General features: G+C 63.7%; 16 protein-coding genes. All 16 read left to right on the top strand.

Going from position 1 to position 17,662, the window contains the following annotated elements; genetic code table 11:
- Positions 1-49 precede the first annotated feature (49 nt).
- Positions 50-2,242 (top strand): tetraacyldisaccharide 4'-kinase, encoded by a 2,193-nt coding sequence (lpxK, locus tag ACZ5IU_RS02475; protein WP_464420177.1) that lies wholly within the window; start codon positions 50-52, stop codon positions 2,240-2,242.
- Positions 2,239-3,144, top strand: coding sequence for a 3-deoxy-8-phosphooctulonate synthase (kdsA, locus tag ACZ5IU_RS02470; protein WP_464420175.1), 906 nt, complete (start codon positions 2,239-2,241; stop codon positions 3,142-3,144). The genes lpxK and kdsA overlap by 4 nt, the downstream gene beginning before the upstream one ends.
- Before the next feature lie 2 nt (positions 3,145-3,146).
- Positions 3,147-4,154 carry a KpsF/GutQ family sugar-phosphate isomerase gene (locus ACZ5IU_RS02465; protein WP_464421794.1) on the top strand — a complete coding sequence of 336 codons (1,008 nt, stop codon included), beginning with the start codon at positions 3,147-3,149 and terminating at the stop codon, positions 4,152-4,154.
- Between the two features lie 147 nt (positions 4,155-4,301).
- Positions 4,302-5,414, top strand: coding sequence for a 3-deoxy-D-manno-octulosonic acid transferase (locus ACZ5IU_RS02460; protein WP_464420173.1), 1,113 nt, complete (start codon positions 4,302-4,304; stop codon positions 5,412-5,414).
- A 63-nt stretch (positions 5,415-5,477) separates the two neighbouring features.
- Positions 5,478-6,725, top strand: coding sequence for a hypothetical protein (locus tag ACZ5IU_RS02455; protein ID WP_464420171.1), 1,248 nt, complete (start codon positions 5,478-5,480; stop codon positions 6,723-6,725).
- Between the two features lie 4 nt (positions 6,726-6,729).
- Complete coding sequence (kdsB, locus tag ACZ5IU_RS02450) at positions 6,730-7,506, top strand: 3-deoxy-manno-octulosonate cytidylyltransferase (protein ID WP_464420169.1); 777 nt, start codon at positions 6,730-6,732, stop codon at positions 7,504-7,506.
- Between the two features lie 15 nt (positions 7,507-7,521).
- Positions 7,522-8,712 (top strand): ELM1/GtrOC1 family putative glycosyltransferase, encoded by a 1,191-nt coding sequence (locus tag ACZ5IU_RS02445; RefSeq protein ID WP_464420167.1) that lies wholly within the window; start codon positions 7,522-7,524, stop codon positions 8,710-8,712.
- Entirely contained in the window at positions 8,688-9,752 is a 1,065-nt protein-coding gene (locus ACZ5IU_RS02440; RefSeq protein WP_464420165.1) for a glycosyltransferase family 4 protein, read from the top strand. Before ACZ5IU_RS02445 ends, ACZ5IU_RS02440 begins: the two co-directional genes overlap by 25 nt.
- A 167-nt stretch (positions 9,753-9,919) precedes the next feature.
- Entirely contained in the window at positions 9,920-11,413 is a 1,494-nt protein-coding gene (locus tag ACZ5IU_RS02435; protein ID WP_464420163.1) for an MBOAT family O-acyltransferase, read from the top strand.
- Position 11,414: 1 nt separating this feature from the next.
- Entirely contained in the window at positions 11,415-12,572 is a 1,158-nt protein-coding gene (locus ACZ5IU_RS02430; protein ID WP_464420161.1) for a hypothetical protein, read from the top strand.
- A gap of 91 nt (positions 12,573-12,663) precedes the next feature.
- A complete protein-coding gene (locus ACZ5IU_RS02425) occupies positions 12,664-13,839 on the top strand; it encodes a CgeB family protein (protein ID WP_464420159.1) in 1,176 nt (391 codons plus the stop codon).
- Complete coding sequence (locus ACZ5IU_RS02420) at positions 13,836-14,801, top strand: glycosyltransferase (protein WP_464420157.1); 966 nt, start codon at positions 13,836-13,838, stop codon at positions 14,799-14,801. Before ACZ5IU_RS02425 ends, ACZ5IU_RS02420 begins: the two co-directional genes overlap by 4 nt.
- A 56-nt stretch (positions 14,802-14,857) precedes the next feature.
- Complete coding sequence (locus tag ACZ5IU_RS02415; RefSeq protein ID WP_464420155.1) at positions 14,858-15,289, top strand: sugar 3,4-ketoisomerase; 432 nt, start codon at positions 14,858-14,860, stop codon at positions 15,287-15,289.
- Positions 15,286-16,407: a DegT/DnrJ/EryC1/StrS family aminotransferase gene (locus ACZ5IU_RS02410; RefSeq protein WP_464420154.1), complete on the top strand. Its 1,122-nt coding sequence runs from the start codon at positions 15,286-15,288 to the stop codon at positions 16,405-16,407. Before ACZ5IU_RS02415 ends, ACZ5IU_RS02410 begins: the two co-directional genes overlap by 4 nt.
- Complete coding sequence (locus ACZ5IU_RS02405) at positions 16,404-17,102, top strand: acyltransferase (RefSeq protein ID WP_464420153.1); 699 nt, start codon at positions 16,404-16,406, stop codon at positions 17,100-17,102. Before ACZ5IU_RS02410 ends, ACZ5IU_RS02405 begins: the two co-directional genes overlap by 4 nt.
- Complete coding sequence (locus ACZ5IU_RS02400) at positions 17,071-17,631, top strand: GNAT family N-acetyltransferase (protein ID WP_464420151.1); 561 nt, start codon at positions 17,071-17,073, stop codon at positions 17,629-17,631. Before ACZ5IU_RS02405 ends, ACZ5IU_RS02400 begins: the two co-directional genes overlap by 32 nt.
- Positions 17,632-17,662 lie beyond the last annotated feature (31 nt).

The raw sequence follows: 17,662 nt of genomic DNA, 5'->3' as shown, positions 1-17,662 counted from the left end.
GTTCGTCATCTTCCGGCCGTTGGGGTTCGTCGCCCGGAAGATGGCCGGAATGCGGAATTTCTTTTTCGATCACGGACTTCTGCCGGTGTACGAGCCGTCACTCCCCGTCATCAGCGTCGGCAACGTCACGCTCGGGGGGACGAACAAGACGCCCTTCGTCGAAATGCTGGCCCGTACGCTCTCCTCGTCGGGACTGCACGTGGGGATCGTCAGCCGGGGATACGGCGGGCGCACTGACAGACCCGTCGTCATCCGGGGGGATCAGGGAAGCCGCGAGGTCGTCGGCGACGAACCGCTCCTCCTCGCGTCGCGGCTTCCGGACGTTCCCGTCGCCGTCTCGAAGAACCGTCTCCGCGACGTCGAGCTCCTTCACGACATGGGGGTCGAAATCGTCGTCGCGGACGACGCGTTCCAGCACAGGCGACTCGGAAGGGACGTCGATATCGTTCTCATCGACGCGTGCTGCCCGTTCGGGAACGACTGCGTGGCGCCGGCGGGAATCCTGCGCGAGCCGGTCGAATCGGTTTCGAGGGCGCATGCGGTCGTCATCACGAAGGTGGATCAGGTCCGGACGGAGCACATCGCGGCGATTCGCGAGCGCGTCACCCGGTATGTTCCGGAAGAGAGGCTCTTTACGTCGCGGATCGTCGTCAGCGAATGGCGTACATGGGACGGAGAATGGGGGCCTTCGTCCGTCCCGGATAGGGGGACGCGCGGCGTCACCTTCTGTGCGATCGGGAATCCATCGAGCTTTCACCGGCTTCTTTCGGACTCCGGCATCGTATGTTGCGACAATCTCGTCTTCAAGGACCATCACCGGTACTGCGCGGACGACATGCGGCGCGTCGAACGCGTTTTCAAAGCCGCGAACGCGGACGTGATCCTGTGTACGGAAAAGGACGTCTACAATCTTCCGGTGGAATATGTCCCGAAAGTTCCGTTTCTCGTCCCGCTCATCTCCGCCCGGGTCGACGACGAGCCGCGATTCATGTCGCTTCTCGCGTCACGGCTCCGGCCGCGGATCGTCGTGTGTTCCAACGGGTACGGGGAGGACTCCATGGGCGCGCTTCTGGCGGAAAAGCTCCGAGCGAGATTCCCTGAGGCCGACATCGGCGCTTTCCCGATCGTGGGAAAGGGGGAACTCTACGCGCAGCGCGGGATCAGGATCGACTCCGTTCCGGCGGACTCGCCGACGGGGGGCGTCGTGAAATACAGTCTTCTGGACCTCTGGAAGGATATCCGCGCCGGACTCTTCCGGAATATCGGATCGCAGATGGAAGCGTGGCGTTCCCTGCGTGGCGCGATCCGGACCCCCCTCTGCGTCGGGGACGTATACCTTCTCATGCACACGCTCTGGGGGCAGGGGCAGATTCCGCTTTTCGTCGCTACCGCGAAGACCGTCTATCTGAGCGGGCACTGGCGCGTGGAACGCTTTCTCCTCAAGCACAGGAGCCGCATGACATGGACGCGGGACCGCGAGACGGCCGGGCAGCTTTCGCGATCCGGAGTCGCGGCGGTCTTCGAAGGGAATCCAATAATGGATCTGACCTGTGATAATAGTAATGAGATCGGGTCATGGGCTCCGCGGCCGGAGGACGCTTCGGGGCCGGATATTCGGCCCGGGCGCGGAACGTGGTGGAACGTCCTTCTCCTTCCAGGAAGTCGCGGCCGCGCGTACGAGGATATGAGACTCCTTCTGGAGACCGCCTCGATTCTCCACGTCCGTCAGAGGTGTCTGTTCTGTGTCGTCGTCGCGCCGACGCTCGATCTCGCGAAGCTGGTCCCGGACGGGTGGGATATCGATCGCAGGGACGGGGACGGCCGGATCCGTTCGCGCAGCGATAGAGGCCTGTGTGTCCGTCTGTATTTCGGATCACTCGCTCCGATGGCCCGGGGAGCCGATATCCTGATCGGCTTCGGCGGAACGGCGAACCAGGTATGCGCCGGACTCGGGGTTCCCGTCGTTTCGACGATCGAAAAGGGCAAACTCGTTCAGAAGAAGCTGCTTGGCGGATCCGAGGTCCTCGTCGAGCGCAACGCGCGGGCCATCGCGGATGCCGCGCTCGGAATACTGACGTCTCCCGCGCTTTGGGTAAAAATGTCGCGGGAAGGAATCGAGCGACTCGGTGCCCCGGGAGCGCTCGACCATGTTGTGGAACATACGGCGACCGCCCTGGGCTGGGACACCCGTTTGCGTGTGTTCGGCCGTCTGCGGTCCCTTGGATGGGAGGAAGAACGATGAACACGATGCATCCCGTTCGGGTCGGAGACGCGGAAATCGGACGCGGACGGTTCGCCCTGATCGCAGGACCGTGCGTCCTCGAATCGCTCGAACTCGGACTCGCAGTCGCGACGGAAACGGCGCGTATATGCGCGGAACTCGGGATCCCGTATATTTTCAAGGCCTCTTTCGACAAAGCCAACAGAACGTCGCTCCGGAGCTACCGCGGTCCAGGGCTCGCGAGAGGGCTTGAAGAACTCGCCGAGATCAGGGAACGCGCCGGCGTTCCGGTCCTGACGGATATTCACGAGACATGGCAGGCGGAGAGGGTCGCGCAGGTTGCGGACATTCTGCAGATTCCCGCGTTCCTCTGCAGGCAGACGGACCTTCTCGTCGCGGCCGCGAAGACCGGCCGCCCCGTTCACGTCAAGAAGGCGCAATTCCTCGCGCCCTGGGACATGCTCTCCGTCGTCGAGAAGATCCGCGAGGCGGGGAATCCGAATGTCCTCGTCGGCGAACGAGGGACGTCGTTCGGATACAACCAGCTCGTCGTCGACTTCCGGTCGCTTCCGGTCCTCCGTGCTCTCGGATGTCCCGTCGTCTTCGACGCGACCCACAGCGTCCAGATGCCCGGCGGCAGAGGGACGTCGAGCGGCGGGGACCGCCGCTACGTCCTGCCGCTCGCCCGTGCGGCCGTCGCGATAGGGATCGACGCTCTCTTCATGGAGATTCACCCGGACCCCGACGCGGCACTGAGCGACGGCCCGAACATGATCGCGCTCGGGGATCTTTCGACGACGCTCGCGCAGCTCAGGGCGATCGACGATCTCGTGAAAGGGGATATCGGCGTCGTAACGCTGCGGGACACTCCTGAAAAAACGCAGGAAAAATCCACGGAGAATCGGACGGTGACCCGGCAATGATGATGGTCTGTCTCCCGCGTGAGCGGGAAGGACGCGAATGTTCCGACGACTGCCTTCTGGATCTCGGAAGAAGCGTCCTCGAAGCGGAGGCGAACGAATTGCTTTGCGCGTCGCAGCGTCTCGGAAAGGAACTCACCGACGCCGCGCGTCTCATCCACGGCTGTTCCGGGAGGCTCGTGGTCGTCGGAATGGGAAAGTCGGGGATCATCGGGCGGAAGATCGCCGCGACGCTCGCGTCGCTCGGGACACCGTCGTTTTTCCTTCACGCCGCGGAAGCGTCTCACGGCGACCTCGGAATGGTCTGCAGGGAAGACGTCGGCCTCTTCATCAGCAACAGCGGCAAGACATCCGAGGTTCTCGCCATATTGCCCTTTTTCAGAAGGCTCGGCGCTCCGGTCATCGCCATCACCGGGGGAGCCTCGTCGCCCCTCGCCGAGACCGCCGACGTTCTGATCGATTCCGGCGTGGCGCGTGAAGCCGGACCGCTCAACCTCGCGCCGACGAGCAGCACGACGCTGCAGCTCGCGATCGGAGACGCGCTGTCGTGCATGGTGACGGAAATGCGGGGTCTCCGGGAGGAGGATTTCGCGCTCTTCCATCCGGCGGGAAACCTCGGGCGGCGCCTTCTGACGCGTGTCGAGGACGTCATGGGCAGCGGCGAAAAACTTCCGGTGGTTCGCCGGAACGTTCCGGTCAAAGAGGCGCTTTTCGAAATCACGACGAAGAATTACGGCGCGACGTGCGTCGTCGACGACTCGGACCGACTGGTCGGAATCTTTACGGACGGAGATCTGCGGCGTCTCATCGAGCGTTGCGGCGTCGAGGCGATGAACTTCGCCGTCGAGGAGGGCATGACCCGGAAGCCGAGGACGATCGCGCGCGGCCGGCTTGCGGTCGAGGCGGTCCGGATCATGGAAGAGAAGGAAATTTCGGTTCTCATCATCATGGAGGGGGAACGCCCGATCGGGATGGTCCATCTTCACGAGCTTCTGAAGGCCGGGGTGGCGTAACTGAAGTACGGAACCTATCGCCTGCTGACATCGATTCTGTACCCCTTCGCCTATCCGTGGCTTTCGCGGAAATACCCGCTCGGCCTCGGGGACAGACGCGGTTTTCTCTCCGCGGACGTGCGGTGCGCGCTGGGCGAAAGATCTCCCGTGTGGATCCATGCGGTTTCGGTCGGAGAGGTTCAGACCGCCCGTCCCGTGTTTCTTGCCGGCAGGGCGGCGGATCCAGACCTCCCGATCGTTCTCTCGACGACGACGAAAAACGGAGCCGAGGTTGCGGATGCGATGCTCGCGGAGCTATTCGATGCGCGCTTCTTCTTCCCGTGGGACATTCCGCGCGTTCTCAGCCGTTTTCTCGACGCGCTCCGCCCGAAAGCCTTCGCGACCATGGAGACCGAAGTGTGGCCGAACCTGCTGTACGAGCTGCACCGGAGGGACATTCCCGCGTATCTGGTGAACGCCAGACTTTCAGAGACGACCTTCGAGAAGATCATGAAGCGACCGGCATTCTGGAAGCCCGTCTTCGGATGGTTCCGCACGATTCTCGCGAGAGGGGAAGGAGACGTCGACCGTCTGCTCGCGATCGGAGTCGCGCCCGAACGAATCAGGATCATCGGCGACTGCAAGATCGACGCGCTCCTCGAGCGGCGTCGGCTCTTCGACAAAGCGGCCGTCGGCCGGATGGTTCCTTCGGGACCAGGGGCGGTCTTTCTCGCCGGAAGCACGCACAGAGGCGAGGAGGAAGTCGTGCTCGACGCATTCTCCCGTGTGAGAAACGAACATCCCGATGCAAGACTCGTGATCGTCCCGCGGCATCCGGAACGGGCAGGAGAAATCCGATCGCTCGCCTCAGGGCGCGGCGTTGTCGCGCTGCTGTCGGAAAACGCGCCGGCGTGGGACATCCTCGTCGTCGACCGCATCGGAGTGCTCTTCGATCTCTACGGGGTCGCGGACGCCGCATTCATCGGAGGAAGTCTCGTTCCCAAGGGAGGACAGAATCTCATGGAGGCCGCCGCGTTCGAAGTTCCGATCTGCCACGGTCCCGACATGGAGGATTTCCCGGAGGCGACCCGGCGTCTCGACGCTCTCGGCGCGTCGGTCCGGGTCACGGACGCGGCGATGATTGCGTCGCACTGGAATGAAAGCCTCTCTCCGAAAGTCCGGGAGAGCGTCCGGCAAGGCTGCCGGCGGTATTTTCGCGATCTCGAGGGAGCGTCCGCCCGGGCATGGAGTACAATACGTTCCGGCTTTGACGGAGTGTAGATCCGGAGAACCCCCGGAAGCGACACCCCGGGTGCATGTCGTGAAAGGAGAGTGAACATAGCGATGAAGGACGGAATCGTAAACGATACGCTTCTGCGGGAGTTTTACGAGAGTCTGGACCCTCGTTCGCGCGCGAGTCTCGATGCGGCGACGGACAGGGTCGTCGAGGTCAAGAAACGGGGCGGCAAGATCGCCGTCGTCACGGGGAGCGGTCCGAACATTCACGAGGGAGTCACCACGCTGATCGCGGAGCTCATGGACAAGGGAATCGTCGACGGCGTCACGACGAGTTCCGCGGTCGTCGGTCACGAGATGGCCGGGGCGCTCGACGTCGTGAAGATGTGCAATGCGACCGAAGTCGGAATGGACGAGGCGTTCATGCCCCGCGGAAACGTCTTCGAGTTCACTCAGATGTCCGAAGGAGACCTCGCCGCGATCCGGGCCGAGATGGTGCTCGACGACGACCTCATCGGGCGCGGAAAGTCGGCGAAGGGACACTTCGTTCTCAAGGCCGCCGGAAACATGGCCTACCCGATGGGGCTCAGGAACGAGACGATCGCCGAAGAGATCCTCTCGGTCGCGAGGATGCTCGGGCTGCCCTTCGAGACAGTCGCGGGCTGGGGGTGCGACCGCAGGACGATGCTCGGCATCGGCGCGGAAAAGGGGCTTCCCGTTCTCGTGACGATTCCGCAGATGATCGGCGGGGGGGCCATAGGCATCGCGATCGGCGACAGTATCTCCGTAGGCGAACGCTCGCTGCGTGTGGCGCGGATGCTCGGCGAGGCCGACATCATCATCGAATCGGCCGTGGCGCTGACGCAGGAGATCCACGACGGGCCGTTCGAAACGTATACGGGGCACGGAATCTGGTCCCACTGGAAGGGCCTCGGAACATACAGTCTGAAGGACAAGACGCTGATCCGCATCGACCTCGACGAAAACCTCAGGAAAGCGCAGGACATCCAGAAGGAGAGCAAGTTGATCCAGGAGGCCATCGACAAAGGGCTGCCGAAGACGAAGATCGCCAGGATCCCGTTCCGGATGGAGATGTCGGCGTTCGCCCGTCACGAGGGAAGCCTTCCGATCATCGGAGACATCGGCAGGATCTGGCCGGTCCTCGCCGCGAGAGCCGCGGAGCGTCTCGGAATTGCGCTCGAATTCATGAGCTACTCGCAGGAAACCGATGAAGGCCGCGCCATGCGGGACTGGATCGTCGAAAACGTGACCATCCTCGACCGCTCGAAGATTCGCGCCCGCGCAGAAGAGTACAGCCGCCTTCGCATCCGTTCGTCGGCTTCGGGCGCAAGGTGACGGAATGCGCGTGCTCGGGGTAATCCCGTCCCGGTACCAGTCGACGCGGTTGCCCGGCAAGCCGCTCGCGGACATCTGCGGCAAGCCGATGATCCAATACGTCTACGAACGTGCGACAGGGGCCAAACTCCTCGGGAACGTCATCGTCGCCACGGACGACGAACGGATCGTCGAGGCCGTCCGGTCTTTCGGCGGGGAAGCCGCGCTCACGTCTCCGGATCATCCGAACGGAACGAGTCGCGTGGCCGAGGTCGCGCGCAATATGGATACTGACATCGTCATCAATATCCAGGGCGACGAGCCGCTCATCGATTCGCGAATGATCGACGAGGTCGCGCAGATTCTCGTCTCCGACGCGGACGTTCTCTCGGCGACGCTGTGTTCTCCGCTCGGAGACCCGACGCTGATCAACGATCCGAACGTCGTCAAGGTCGTCCGCGATCGTCGGGGCGACGCGCTCTACTTCAGCCGTTCGCCGATCCCCTATTGCAGGAACGAGGCGGATGGCTGCGTGTATCTCGAACACATCGGCATCTACGGGTTCCGGAAGGACTTCCTCCTGCACTACGTCGAGCTTCCCGAAACTCCGCTCTCGCGGCTGGAATCGCTCGAGCAGCTCCGAATCCTCGAATCGGGATATTCCATGCGCGTGGGCGAGACGAAATACCCGCACGGAGGCCCGAACGTGAATACGCCGGAGGACCTTGAGAACGTCCGGACGCTCGTACGGCGCACGCTCGGGTGTTCCGGCGGCGGAAACGGCGACGCCGGGAGAGCATAGAAGGACGTGACCGGCATGACGTCGCCATCGCTCGTCGTCATTCTTTCGGACGGAATCCGCGGGCACCTGCACCAGAGCAGGGGCGTCGCCCACTGGATCGCCGCGGCGACGGGAGCGCGGGTGATCGAGCGGGACGTTCCGCGATTCTCCGGCATCCGGCGGTTTCTGCTGATGAAGATCGCCGCCCGCAAGCTCGGACGCGCGACCGCCGACGAAGCTCGTCGCTGGCTCGAACGGGCGGGGGCGGCGTCGCTAACCGCCGGGATCCGTCCGGATGCGGCCGGGTCCCCGGATGGAGTTATCGTCATCTCGGCGGGGAGTTCGGCGGCTCCGTTCACGTGTGCGCTCGGGCGCGTCCTCGGGGCGAAGACATGCGTCATCATGACGCCGTCCGTTCTCGGAACGGAGCCGTTCGACTTCGCGATCCTTCCCGAGCACGACGTTTCCGGGCATCCTTCGCCGGGCGCGACGATACCGCCTCGGACGGTCACGACGCTCGCTACGCTCGGCGCGCCGAACGCGATAGTCCCGGAAAGACTCGCGGAAGCCGCCGGAGAACTGCTCCGGCGAAGTCCCCCGGAGAATCCGGAAGCGCCCGCTTGGGGAATCCTCCTCGGCGGCGACGACGCGAACTACGCGGTGACTCCGTCCTGGGTATCGAAGGTGCTGGCGCCGATTGTCGACCGTGCGAGCGACTTGGGGGTGGATGTCTATCTGACGACATCGCGGCGGACGTCAAGGAAAACGGAAGACGCGATCACGGAACTCGCGCGCGGGCGCAGCTTCGTCCGGATGGTTCTCCTCGCGTCGGTCGACGAGTACAATCCGGTCCCCGGGATGCTCGGACACTGCAGGCGGATCTTCTGCACCGAGGACTCGGTCTCAATGGCCTCGGAGGCCGTCACGGCAGGGCACAGGGTCATTCTTCTCCGCGTCGGACGGAAGAAGGGACTTCACATGATCCTTCAGCGCCTGGCATTCCGCCTCGCCGGACTCGGTCTGCTCCCGTCGCGCTTCGTCTTCGGCGTTCCGAAGTTCGACGCGATGTTCGACCGCTTCCGCGAACGAGGGTATCTCGTGGAGTGGACGCCGTCCTCATCCCGTTGCTTCGCTTCGGGACCGGAGCTTTCGGACGTTTCGCCGACCGTCTCCGGTTTCAACGAGGCGAAGCGCGCTGCCGAATGGATCCTGAAAACGCTCTCATGAGAATCGTCCATCTTCTGCCCGAGATGGACGAGGGCGGAGTGGAGCGGCACGTTCTCTGGCTCGCGACCGCCCAGGCGGCGGCGGGGTGCGACGTTCTCGTCGTCTCGGCCGGAGGGAGGCTCGCCGAATCCCTCGCGGGAAGGGAGGGTGGACCGAAGCACCTGACGCTTCCGGTTCATCAGAAAAATCCGTTCGTCGCCGCGCGATGCGCGTTCCGGCTGGCATCGCTCGTCCGCCGTGAGGGATGGGACATGATTCACGCGCACTCGCGCGTTCCCGCGTGTATCGCGTGGTGGACGGCTCTCCTCGCCCGCGTGCCCTGGGTCGTGACGTGTCACGCGCTCTATTCGCGGAATTTCGGGCTCTTTCCGTACCGGAAGGCCGACGGAGCGATCTGCGTCTCGGAGACGGTCCGGGAATGGATGCGCCCCTTTCTGCCCCCGAACGCGGCCGTCATCCCGAACGGCCTTCCCGCGCCCCGTGCGCGCTGGACGCCGCACGCCGCTGACGGAAGGCCTCTTCGGTTCTGTTTCATCGGCCGCCTGACGCGAATCAAAGGGATCGCCGACATCGTCGACGCCTTCTGCGGGCTTGACGCGCCAGGGTGGAGCCTCGACGTCGTGGGCGACGGCCCGCTGCTGCCGGAACTCGAGGAGCGCGTCGAACGCGCGGGGCTGAAGGATCGCATCCGGTTCCACGGATATCGGGAGGACACGGAGACGTTCCTCCTTTCGTGCGACTGCTTTCTCTTCCCGTCGCGCTCGGAAGGCGCGGGGCTGACGCTCATGACCGCGCTCGCAATGGGTGTTCCGGTGCTCGCGTCCGACATTCCCGCGGTCCGCGAGATGATCACCGGCGGAACCCTTCTCGTCCGGCCGGGCGACGTCGAAGGGTGGAAAAAAGTTCTGTCCGGAGTCGTTTCGCGGCGACATCTGTCTGAAGTTTCGCCGCCGGCCCGCATATGGCCGACTCCGGAGGAAAGCGCCGGGCGGATTCTCGATTTCTGTGAGCGAGTCGTGCGGAGCGCCCGGAAGCGATGAAACGGGTCGTGCGAAGTAAGGCAGCGTCCGGAGCGATGGCTTTCTTGTCCGTACGGGGATCCCGGAGCGCGGCGATGTCGCATGTTTCCCGGGACGCGATGTCTCGTTCGTTCGAAATGCCTTCCGCCGCTCCTGCTACACCAAGCGAGACGTAAGGAGCGAACCGCATGCTCTTCAACTCGTTCGAATTCCTGTTCCTCTTCCTGCCCGCCACGTGGTGCGTCTGGCGGCTGTTCTGCCGATACCGCCGGACGGGAGTCGCCCTCGCGTGGCTGCTCGCCGCGTCGCTTTTCTTCTACGCATACTGGAATCCGAAATATCTTTCGCTCCTGTCGTTTTCGATCGCCGTCAACTACATCATAGGACGGGGAATATGTCGCTTTCGCCGCGGAACCCAGCGGAAAGAAGCGCCTTGCGCTGACGCACTTCTCCTTCTGGGTATCGCGATGAATCTCTCCCTGATCGGATACTACAAGTATTCCGGCTTCTTTCTCGAAAACGCCGGGGCCGTCTTCGGTTTCCCGATGCCTGTTCACGAGATCTTTCTCCCGCTCGGAATTTCGTTTTTCACCTTTCAGCAGATCGCCTGGCTCGTCGACAGCCGGAGGGGAACGGTCAGGACCGATGGGTTCGTCGACTACGCCCTGTTCGTTTCCTTCTTCCCACAGCTGATCGCCGGGCCGATCGTGAGGGCGCAGGAGATTCTTCCCCAGTTCGGTACGAATCGGACGTTCGCGTTTTCCTGGAAAAATCTTTGCTTCGGGATTTCGCTCCTGTCGCTCGGACTCTTCAAGAAAGTCGTGATCGCCGACACGTTCTCTCCGCTCGCGGCCGCGGTCTTCGACGGGACGGACGTCCCGACGTTCGTCGAGGCGTGGGGCGGGGCGCTCGCCTACACGTTTCAGATCTACTTCGACTTCTCGGGATACTCGGATATGGCGCTCGGGCTCGGACGGCTGTTCAATATCACCCTTCCGGAAAATTTCGATTCCCCGTATACCGCGTGTTCGATCGTCGACTTCTGGCGGCGATGGCACATGACGCTGTCGGCGTTCCTGCGGGATTACCTTTACATCCCGCTCGGCGGAAACCGTCGCGGCACGGTCCGCCGCTATCTCAACCTGATGGCGACGATGCTGCTCGGAGGCCTGTGGCACGGCGCCGGCTGGACGTTCGTCATCTGGGGTGGGCTTCACGGCGCCTGTCTCACACTGAATCATCTGTGGCGCGGCGCCCGGATGCCCCGACTGCCGAAGCCCCTCGCGTGGATGGCCACGTTCCTCGCGGTCGTCGCGGGCTGGGTCTTCTTCCGGTCCGCCACCTGCGGGCGAGCCTTTTCGATTCTTTCGGGCATGGCCGGACTGAACGGAATCGTGCTGCCCCCCGACTATGCATTGGCCGAACTGGTGCCCGGAGTTCTGCGTTTTCTGGGAATCGGGGTCGCGATTCCGGGAGTATGGCATTTCGAGGGGCGGTTCCAGACCGTCGCTCTCGCGGTCGGTTTTCTCCTCTGCCTTGCGTTGCCGAATTCGTTCGCGTGGTGTTCGAAGTATCCATGGCGCGACCGTCCTGCGAAGACGCGGCTTATCGTGGGGACGGCGCTCGTCGCGGTCGTGCTCTCACTGCACCGTGTCAGCGAGTTTCTGTACTTCCGGTTCTGAAATGACGCGCCGGAAGATCGACCCCGCCGCCGGACGCACGGGCCGGAACACGTTTCTTCGTGAACGGCGTTTTCTCCTGTGGACGCTTGGCGTCCCACTCCTGTTGTGCGGCGTCATCATGGGGACGAACTGGCTCGTCGACCCGCTCTGGTGCTTCCGTCACCATGTCCCGTTCGGTCAGTGGCAGGCGATGTTCAACGAACGCGTCCAGAAGGCCAATATCCTTGTTTTCCGGCGCCCGGCCATCGGGACGCTCGTTCTCGGCAGCAGCCGAATGATGTATACGGACCCCGCGATCTGGGGGCCCGACGGATTCAACTACGCGGCCAACAGCATGGTCCCGGCCGAATACGCCCCGGCCCTGCGCAACGTCGGGCGAACGGTTGGAATGCCAGAACGGATCGTCGCGGGGTTCGACTTTCTCGGCGCGAGCATCCGCAGGGAACAGGAGGTCGCTCCCAGGAGCGTCGATACGCTGCGGCATGTCGACGAGGCCCTCGCGTCTCTCTACCGCGTCACGGCGCTGCTGGACTATAATGTCTTCCGGCACGCCGTGCGGAATATCCTCCGGAGGGGATTCGAAGCGAAAGACGGGACGATTCGGTACGACGGAGGTCCACGGCCCGACCTCCATCTGGAATTCCGGACGCCGGACGACGGCGCACGTCGGGAGATGCTTGAAGACGCTCTCGAAATCTTCGGTCGGTCCTACGGGGCATTCCTCTACGACGAGCGTCACAGGGAAAAACTCCGCGAATTCCGGCGCGAAGCCGGGGACGCGACCGTCATCCCGTTCACGACGCCGGAGGGAACGCCGTTCCTGCGGATCATAGCGGAGACGCAGGGGTTGCTTGATTCGTACGAACGCTGGATCCGCGATCTCGTCGACGTTTTCGGCGGCGTATGGAACTTCATGGACGTCAACCGGGTGACGTCGGATCCGTATCTGTACAGGGAACCGAGCCATTTCGGCCCGAAGGTCTCCGGGTGGATCGCGGACCGGATTCTCGAACGGGGCGATCCTCCGAAGGATTTCGGTATCTTGGTTACCCCCTGGAACGTCGATGAACACCTGAGGGACGTCCGCGCGAGGATCGAACGGCTGAAGACCGCCCGGGACGCGTGGGACGCGGTGCGTTCGCCGGATCTTTGGCGATGACGGAGTTTCGCGGGTACTCGCGCATCGCCCGTGATGTACGACGCGGCGTGAAAGCGCCCCTTGGGGGCGCGAAGAGGAGATGGGTCGATCGATGAACCTGAAGGATGCCCGAAAACGCCTTCGCGTGTTGAAAAACCGATTATTGCCGAATCCAAGCGACGAAGAGTTCGTCCACGAACGGCTGCGCGTCTGCAATTCCGGCTGCGCGAAGCCCGCGATTCTCTACGCGGGGCTCGGTTCGGACTACGGACGCCCCGGCCTCGGACTCGGGTACGACACGGTTCACTTCTACTACTCGCTGGTCCACGGCGGGCGCCCCGTAATGCACTTTCCGTACGACGCAGTCCGGGCCGAACTCGGGAAGGAACGGATGCAGTCGGTTTTGCGTCTGGCGTGTCTCTTCTTTCGTCCGGCGGTGCTCTTCCATGCCATTCTGGACGACGAGTTCGACGCGGGGACGATCCGCGGGATATCGTCGGAACTCGGAATCCCGACGGTCGCGTTCTTCAGTGACGACCACTGGCGGTTCGACAGCTTTTCCCGGAATGCGGCGAAGCCCTACGACTGGATCTGCACGACGAGCGCAGACGCCGCGGCGCGCTACCGGCAGGCCGGCTTCGCGAACGTCATCCGAAGCCAGTGGGGGGCGAACCACTTTATCTTCCGGCCGCTCGCGTGTCCGTACGAGCACGACGTCTCGTTCGTCGGGCAGCCGCACGGGAGCAGGCGAACGGTCATCGAACGTCTGAAAGAACGCGGAATCCCGGTAAGCCTCTGGGGACGCGGGTGGGACAACGGGCGCATCGACATGAACGGCATGATCCGGCTCTTCTCCGCGAGCAGGATAAACCTGAACCTCTCGAACGCGTCGGTCGGGACGGACGGACGGACCTCGGGGGCCGCCCCGCTGCTTCAGATCAAGGGAAGGGATTTCGAGATCCCCGCGTGCGGAGGGTTTCTCCTGACGCAGGACAATCCCGAGCTGTACGAGTACTTCGAACCTGGGAGAGAGATCGCGGTCTACTCGGACGCCGACGATCTCGCGGAGAAGATCGAATACTATCTCTCGCACGACGCCGAGAGGGAACGGATCCGGCTCGCCGGATACGAACGCTTTCTTCGGGACCATACGATGCTCGCCCGTCTGGAGGCGATCTTCGATGCCGTCCTTTCCGGCCGCGCTCCCCGGGAGTCTTTGGGACACAACGGAAACGTCGTCCCGAAGGCGGGGCGGAGCCTTCCGGTCATCGAAAGGTCATTATCGTGAGCGCTCTCTCGGTCGCGATCTACACGTACGCGCAGGAGCGTTTCGTCGGAGAGACGCTCGACAGTCTTCTTTCCGCGCTCTCGCCCGCGCGCGCGAAGGAGACGGAGATCGTCGTGTCCGACGACGCCTCCCCCGACGGGACGGCGGATGTCGTGGCCTCGTGGTTCGCGCGGCATGGCGACCGGTTCGCTTCGTGCAGGCTCCTGCGGTCGGAAACGAAAGAAGGACCCGTGCGGAATTACGTCCGTGCCGTCCGTTCGTGTTCCGGCGATGTGGTCAAGCCGCTCGCGGGGGACGACATCTTCTGCCCCGGAGGGCTCGACGCCGTCATCGGGATGATGGACGACAATCCCGATGTCGCCATCGCGTTCGGAAAGGTCATCGGGTTTACGGACAGGCCTGGGGGGACGCCTCCCGAATGGACGCGGGAGCAGCGGTCGTTCTTCTCGTCGGACGCGCAGGGGCAGTTCCGGACGCTCGCGTCGTTCGATCCGCTCCAGGCTCCGGGCGTCTTCTTCCGGAAATCGCTTTTCGAAGAGTGCCGACTCTGGGAGTATCCGTTTTTCTGGATGGAGGATTGGCCTCTCTGGCTTCTGGCCACGGTTCGCGGGCGCAGGATCGCGCGTCTCAATACTCCCGTCGTCTATTATCGCCGGCATGACGCGTCCCTCACCCGGAGGATGAGCGCACCGGGAAAGGATCGCGTGCGGATCGGCGTCAACCGGGACCGGCGCATCATGTACGACGAAATCGTCCTTCCGCAGGCCCGGGAGTTCGGATTTGCGCTCCGGCGCCACGTCCGGCTGCGGCGTTTTTTCTTCGCTTGGATGGAGACGACGCGGCGCCCAGGTTTCGTGAATCTGTGCCGGGATCTGTCGCTTCTCGTAGACCCGCACCGGATGGCGCGCAAGGCGTCGGCCGTTTTTTCGCGCTTCTTCCGCGACGGGGGACAGTCGTCCTGAACGACGGGCGCGATGCGTCCGGAACCACCTCCGCACAATACGAAAGGGGATCGATTATGCGGCTCTTTGACTTTCCCGTCCGCGGGACGGAGAACCCCGACGAGGGGTGTCTGCAGTTCATCGAGGAGGAGCGTCACGTTCCCTTTCCGATCCGTCGCGTCTACTACTCGACGGGAGTGAAGGCGGGCGTCGTCCGGGGCCGCCACGCCCACCGCGCGCTCGAGCAGGTTCTCGTCTGCGTGAGCGGAAGCGTCCGGCTCGACATCGACACGGGGCGGGAACGAGAGAGCTTCGTTCTCGACGATCCGTCCGTCGGGGCGTATGTCGGCCCTTGGATGTGGCACACGATGACATGGCTTCGGGACGGGAGCGTTCTTCTCGTCCTCGCCTCCGACTTCTACAACGAGGCCGACTATATCAGAAATTACGATGACTTCGTCCGTCTCGTCCGGGAGCCCGACGACGGAAAAAGGGGGAGTGACCGGTGACGAACGACGACGGAACGAGAGGAAAGTTTCCCTTCAACACGCTCGAACCGGGCTTTCGGGCGCACGCCAGCGAATACGAGGAGGCCGCGCTCCGGGTTCTGCGCTCGGGCTGGTATGTTCTCGGGGAGGAAGTCGCCGCGTTCGAGAGGGAGTATGCGGCTTTTCTCGGAATTCCGCATTGCGTTGGCCTCAACTCGGGGCTCGACGCGCTCGCCCTTGCGGTCCGCGCGCTCGGGATCGGCCCGGGCGACGAGATCATCGTCCAGGCGAACACCTATATCGCGACGGTCCTCGCGATCACCCGGAACGGAGCCGTTCCCGTCTTCGTCGAGCCGGACGGGTTTCACGGCCTCGACCCCGAGAACATCCGCGAAGCGCTCTCCCTGCGGACGAAGGCGATCATGGCCGTTCATCTGTACGGACAACCCTGCGACATGGGGGGGATCCGCGCAGTGGCGGACACAGAAGGACTCCCTGTCATCGAGGACTGCGCCCAGAGCCACGGGGCGCTGTGGAACGGGATGCAGACGGGAACGCTCGGGACGATCGGCTGCTTCAGCTTCTTCCCGACGAAAAACCTTGGAGCCTTCGGCGACGCCGGCGCCCTCACGACGAAAGACGAACGGATCGCCGAACGGGTTCGTTCGCTGCGGAATTACGGAAGCCGCGTGAAGTACGTCAACGACGAGGAGGGGATCAACTCCCGCCTCGACGAGATCCAGGCCGCGCTCCTGCGCGTCCGGCTCCGGCATATCGGCGACATCAACGCCGAACGGATCGCCCTCGCGGAACGGTACGATGAAGGCATCCGCTCTCCGTTCGTGAAGAAGCCGGAGATCCGCCCCGGCGCCACACATGTGTTCTATCTCTACGTCATCGAAACGGAGTTCAGGGACCGGCTTCAGGTCTTCCTCGCTGAACGCGGGATCGGGACGCAGATCCACTATCCGATCCCTCCGCATCTCTCCGGGGTCTACGCGCATCTCGGCCTGGGAGCGGGGAGTTTCCCTAGGGCGGAGCGTCTCGCGCGGAGCGTCCTGAGCCTCCCCCTGTACAACGGAATGTCGCCCGGAGATGTCGGGATCGTCTGCGACGCGGTCAACGCCTTCAGGCCATGAGGGGGATCTCCGGGGAGACCGCCCGCCGGCGGCCGACCTCCTTCGTCCTGATGCGCCGGCATGTCACGAAGTTCCTCCGGAGCCTGGGTTCGCGCAAGAACGTCGCGCTCGCGCGCCTCGGCGCATGGTGGGAGGGGACCGGGATCCGCCTTGGCCGCGGAATCCGCTTCTATCAAGCGACGCGGCTCTGCGGAGACGGGACGATCCGCATCGGAGACCGCACGACGATCGGATACCCTATCGGCGGTGGGTTCGCGTCCTCCCGCTGCGAGCTTCAGGCGCGGTTGCCCGAAGCGGTCATCGCAATCGGAAGCGCCGTCGGAATCAACAACGGATTTCTCGCGATCGCCGTCCGGAACGTCACGATCGGGGACAGGTGCCTGATCGGAAAGGACGTCCAGATTCTCGATTTCGACGCGCACGGCGTCGATCCGGACGAGCGCCGGTCGTCGTCGGGCCGCGTATCGCCCGTCGTTCTCGGAGAGAATGTCTGGGTCGGCAACGACGCGATCATCCTGAAGGGCGTCCGGATAGGGAGAAACTCGATCGTCGCCGCGGGGTCCGTCGTGACGGGGGGCGAGTACCCGGAGGATTCGATCGTCGGCGGCAACCCGGCGCGCGTGATCGGAAGCGTCCGCGTACGAGCGGAAAAGAGGCCGGAGGATGAAACCGATGTTGCTGTCCACGACGATTGACGGTTTGTTCCTCCGGGAACTGCGGATGGACGACTTCGACGGATTCTCCTCCTGGCAGCACGATCCGGAGATCGCACGATGCTTCGCCTTCACGCGGACGCCGCGCACTCCGGACGAAACGAGGCGCGTTCTCGCGGAGATCGTCGGGGGCGCGCACCCGGAGTCGGTCCATCTCGCGATCGTCCTGACGGAGCCGAAGACGCGGGGCGAGTCGTTCGTCGGCGTCGTGAGCCTCAAGAACCGTCACTCGATCGACCTGCACGCGGAGTTCGCGATCGTGATCGGGGCGAGGGCGCACATGGGAAAGGGGTACGGCAAAGCCGCCGCGCGGCGGATGTGCCTCTACGGATTCGAGGCGCTTTGCCTGCGCAAGATCTACCTCAACGTCATCGCCGACAACGTCCGGGCCGTGAGGCTCTACGAGGAACTCGGATTCCGGTTCGAGGGAAAATTCCGGGAGCATTTCTTCAGGGACGGCGTCTGGAACGATCTCCTCTGGTATTCCGTCTTCCCCGGCGAGCTTCGCTGAGGAATTCCCTCCTGCGCCGTTCGCGGGCTCC

The sequence above is a fragment of the Lactivibrio alcoholicus genome (genome assembly GCF_055390895.1).
This window is presented reverse-complemented; position numbering and strand designations above follow the sequence as displayed.

Bases quoted from the DNA above. Each gene is read 5' to 3' on its own strand.
- lpxK (WP_464420177.1), top strand. From the start codon at position 50: ATGCGGAATTTCTTTTTCGATCACGGACTTCTGCCGGTGTACGAGCCG.
- kdsA (WP_464420175.1), top strand. From the start codon at position 2,239: ATGAACACGATGCATCCCGTTCGGGTCGGAGACGCGGAAATCGGACGC.
- ACZ5IU_RS02465 (WP_464421794.1), top strand. From the start codon at position 3,147: ATGGTCTGTCTCCCGCGTGAGCGGGAAGGACGCGAATGTTCCGACGAC.
- ACZ5IU_RS02455 (WP_464420171.1), top strand. From the start codon at position 5,478: ATGAAGGACGGAATCGTAAACGATACGCTTCTGCGGGAGTTTTACGAG.
- kdsB (WP_464420169.1), top strand. From the start codon at position 6,730: ATGCGCGTGCTCGGGGTAATCCCGTCCCGGTACCAGTCGACGCGGTTG.
- ACZ5IU_RS02445 (WP_464420167.1), top strand. From the start codon at position 7,522: ATGACGTCGCCATCGCTCGTCGTCATTCTTTCGGACGGAATCCGCGGG.
- ACZ5IU_RS02440 (WP_464420165.1), top strand. From the start codon at position 8,688: ATGGATCCTGAAAACGCTCTCATGAGAATCGTCCATCTTCTGCCCGAG.
- ACZ5IU_RS02435 (WP_464420163.1), top strand. From the start codon at position 9,920: ATGCTCTTCAACTCGTTCGAATTCCTGTTCCTCTTCCTGCCCGCCACG.
- ACZ5IU_RS02430 (WP_464420161.1), top strand. From the start codon at position 11,415: ATGACGCGCCGGAAGATCGACCCCGCCGCCGGACGCACGGGCCGGAAC.
- ACZ5IU_RS02425 (WP_464420159.1), top strand. From the start codon at position 12,664: ATGAACCTGAAGGATGCCCGAAAACGCCTTCGCGTGTTGAAAAACCGA.
- ACZ5IU_RS02415 (WP_464420155.1), top strand. From the start codon at position 14,858: ATGCGGCTCTTTGACTTTCCCGTCCGCGGGACGGAGAACCCCGACGAG.
- ACZ5IU_RS02405 (WP_464420153.1), top strand. From the start codon at position 16,404: ATGAGGGGGATCTCCGGGGAGACCGCCCGCCGGCGGCCGACCTCCTTC.
- ACZ5IU_RS02400 (WP_464420151.1), top strand. From the start codon at position 17,071: ATGAAACCGATGTTGCTGTCCACGACGATTGACGGTTTGTTCCTCCGG.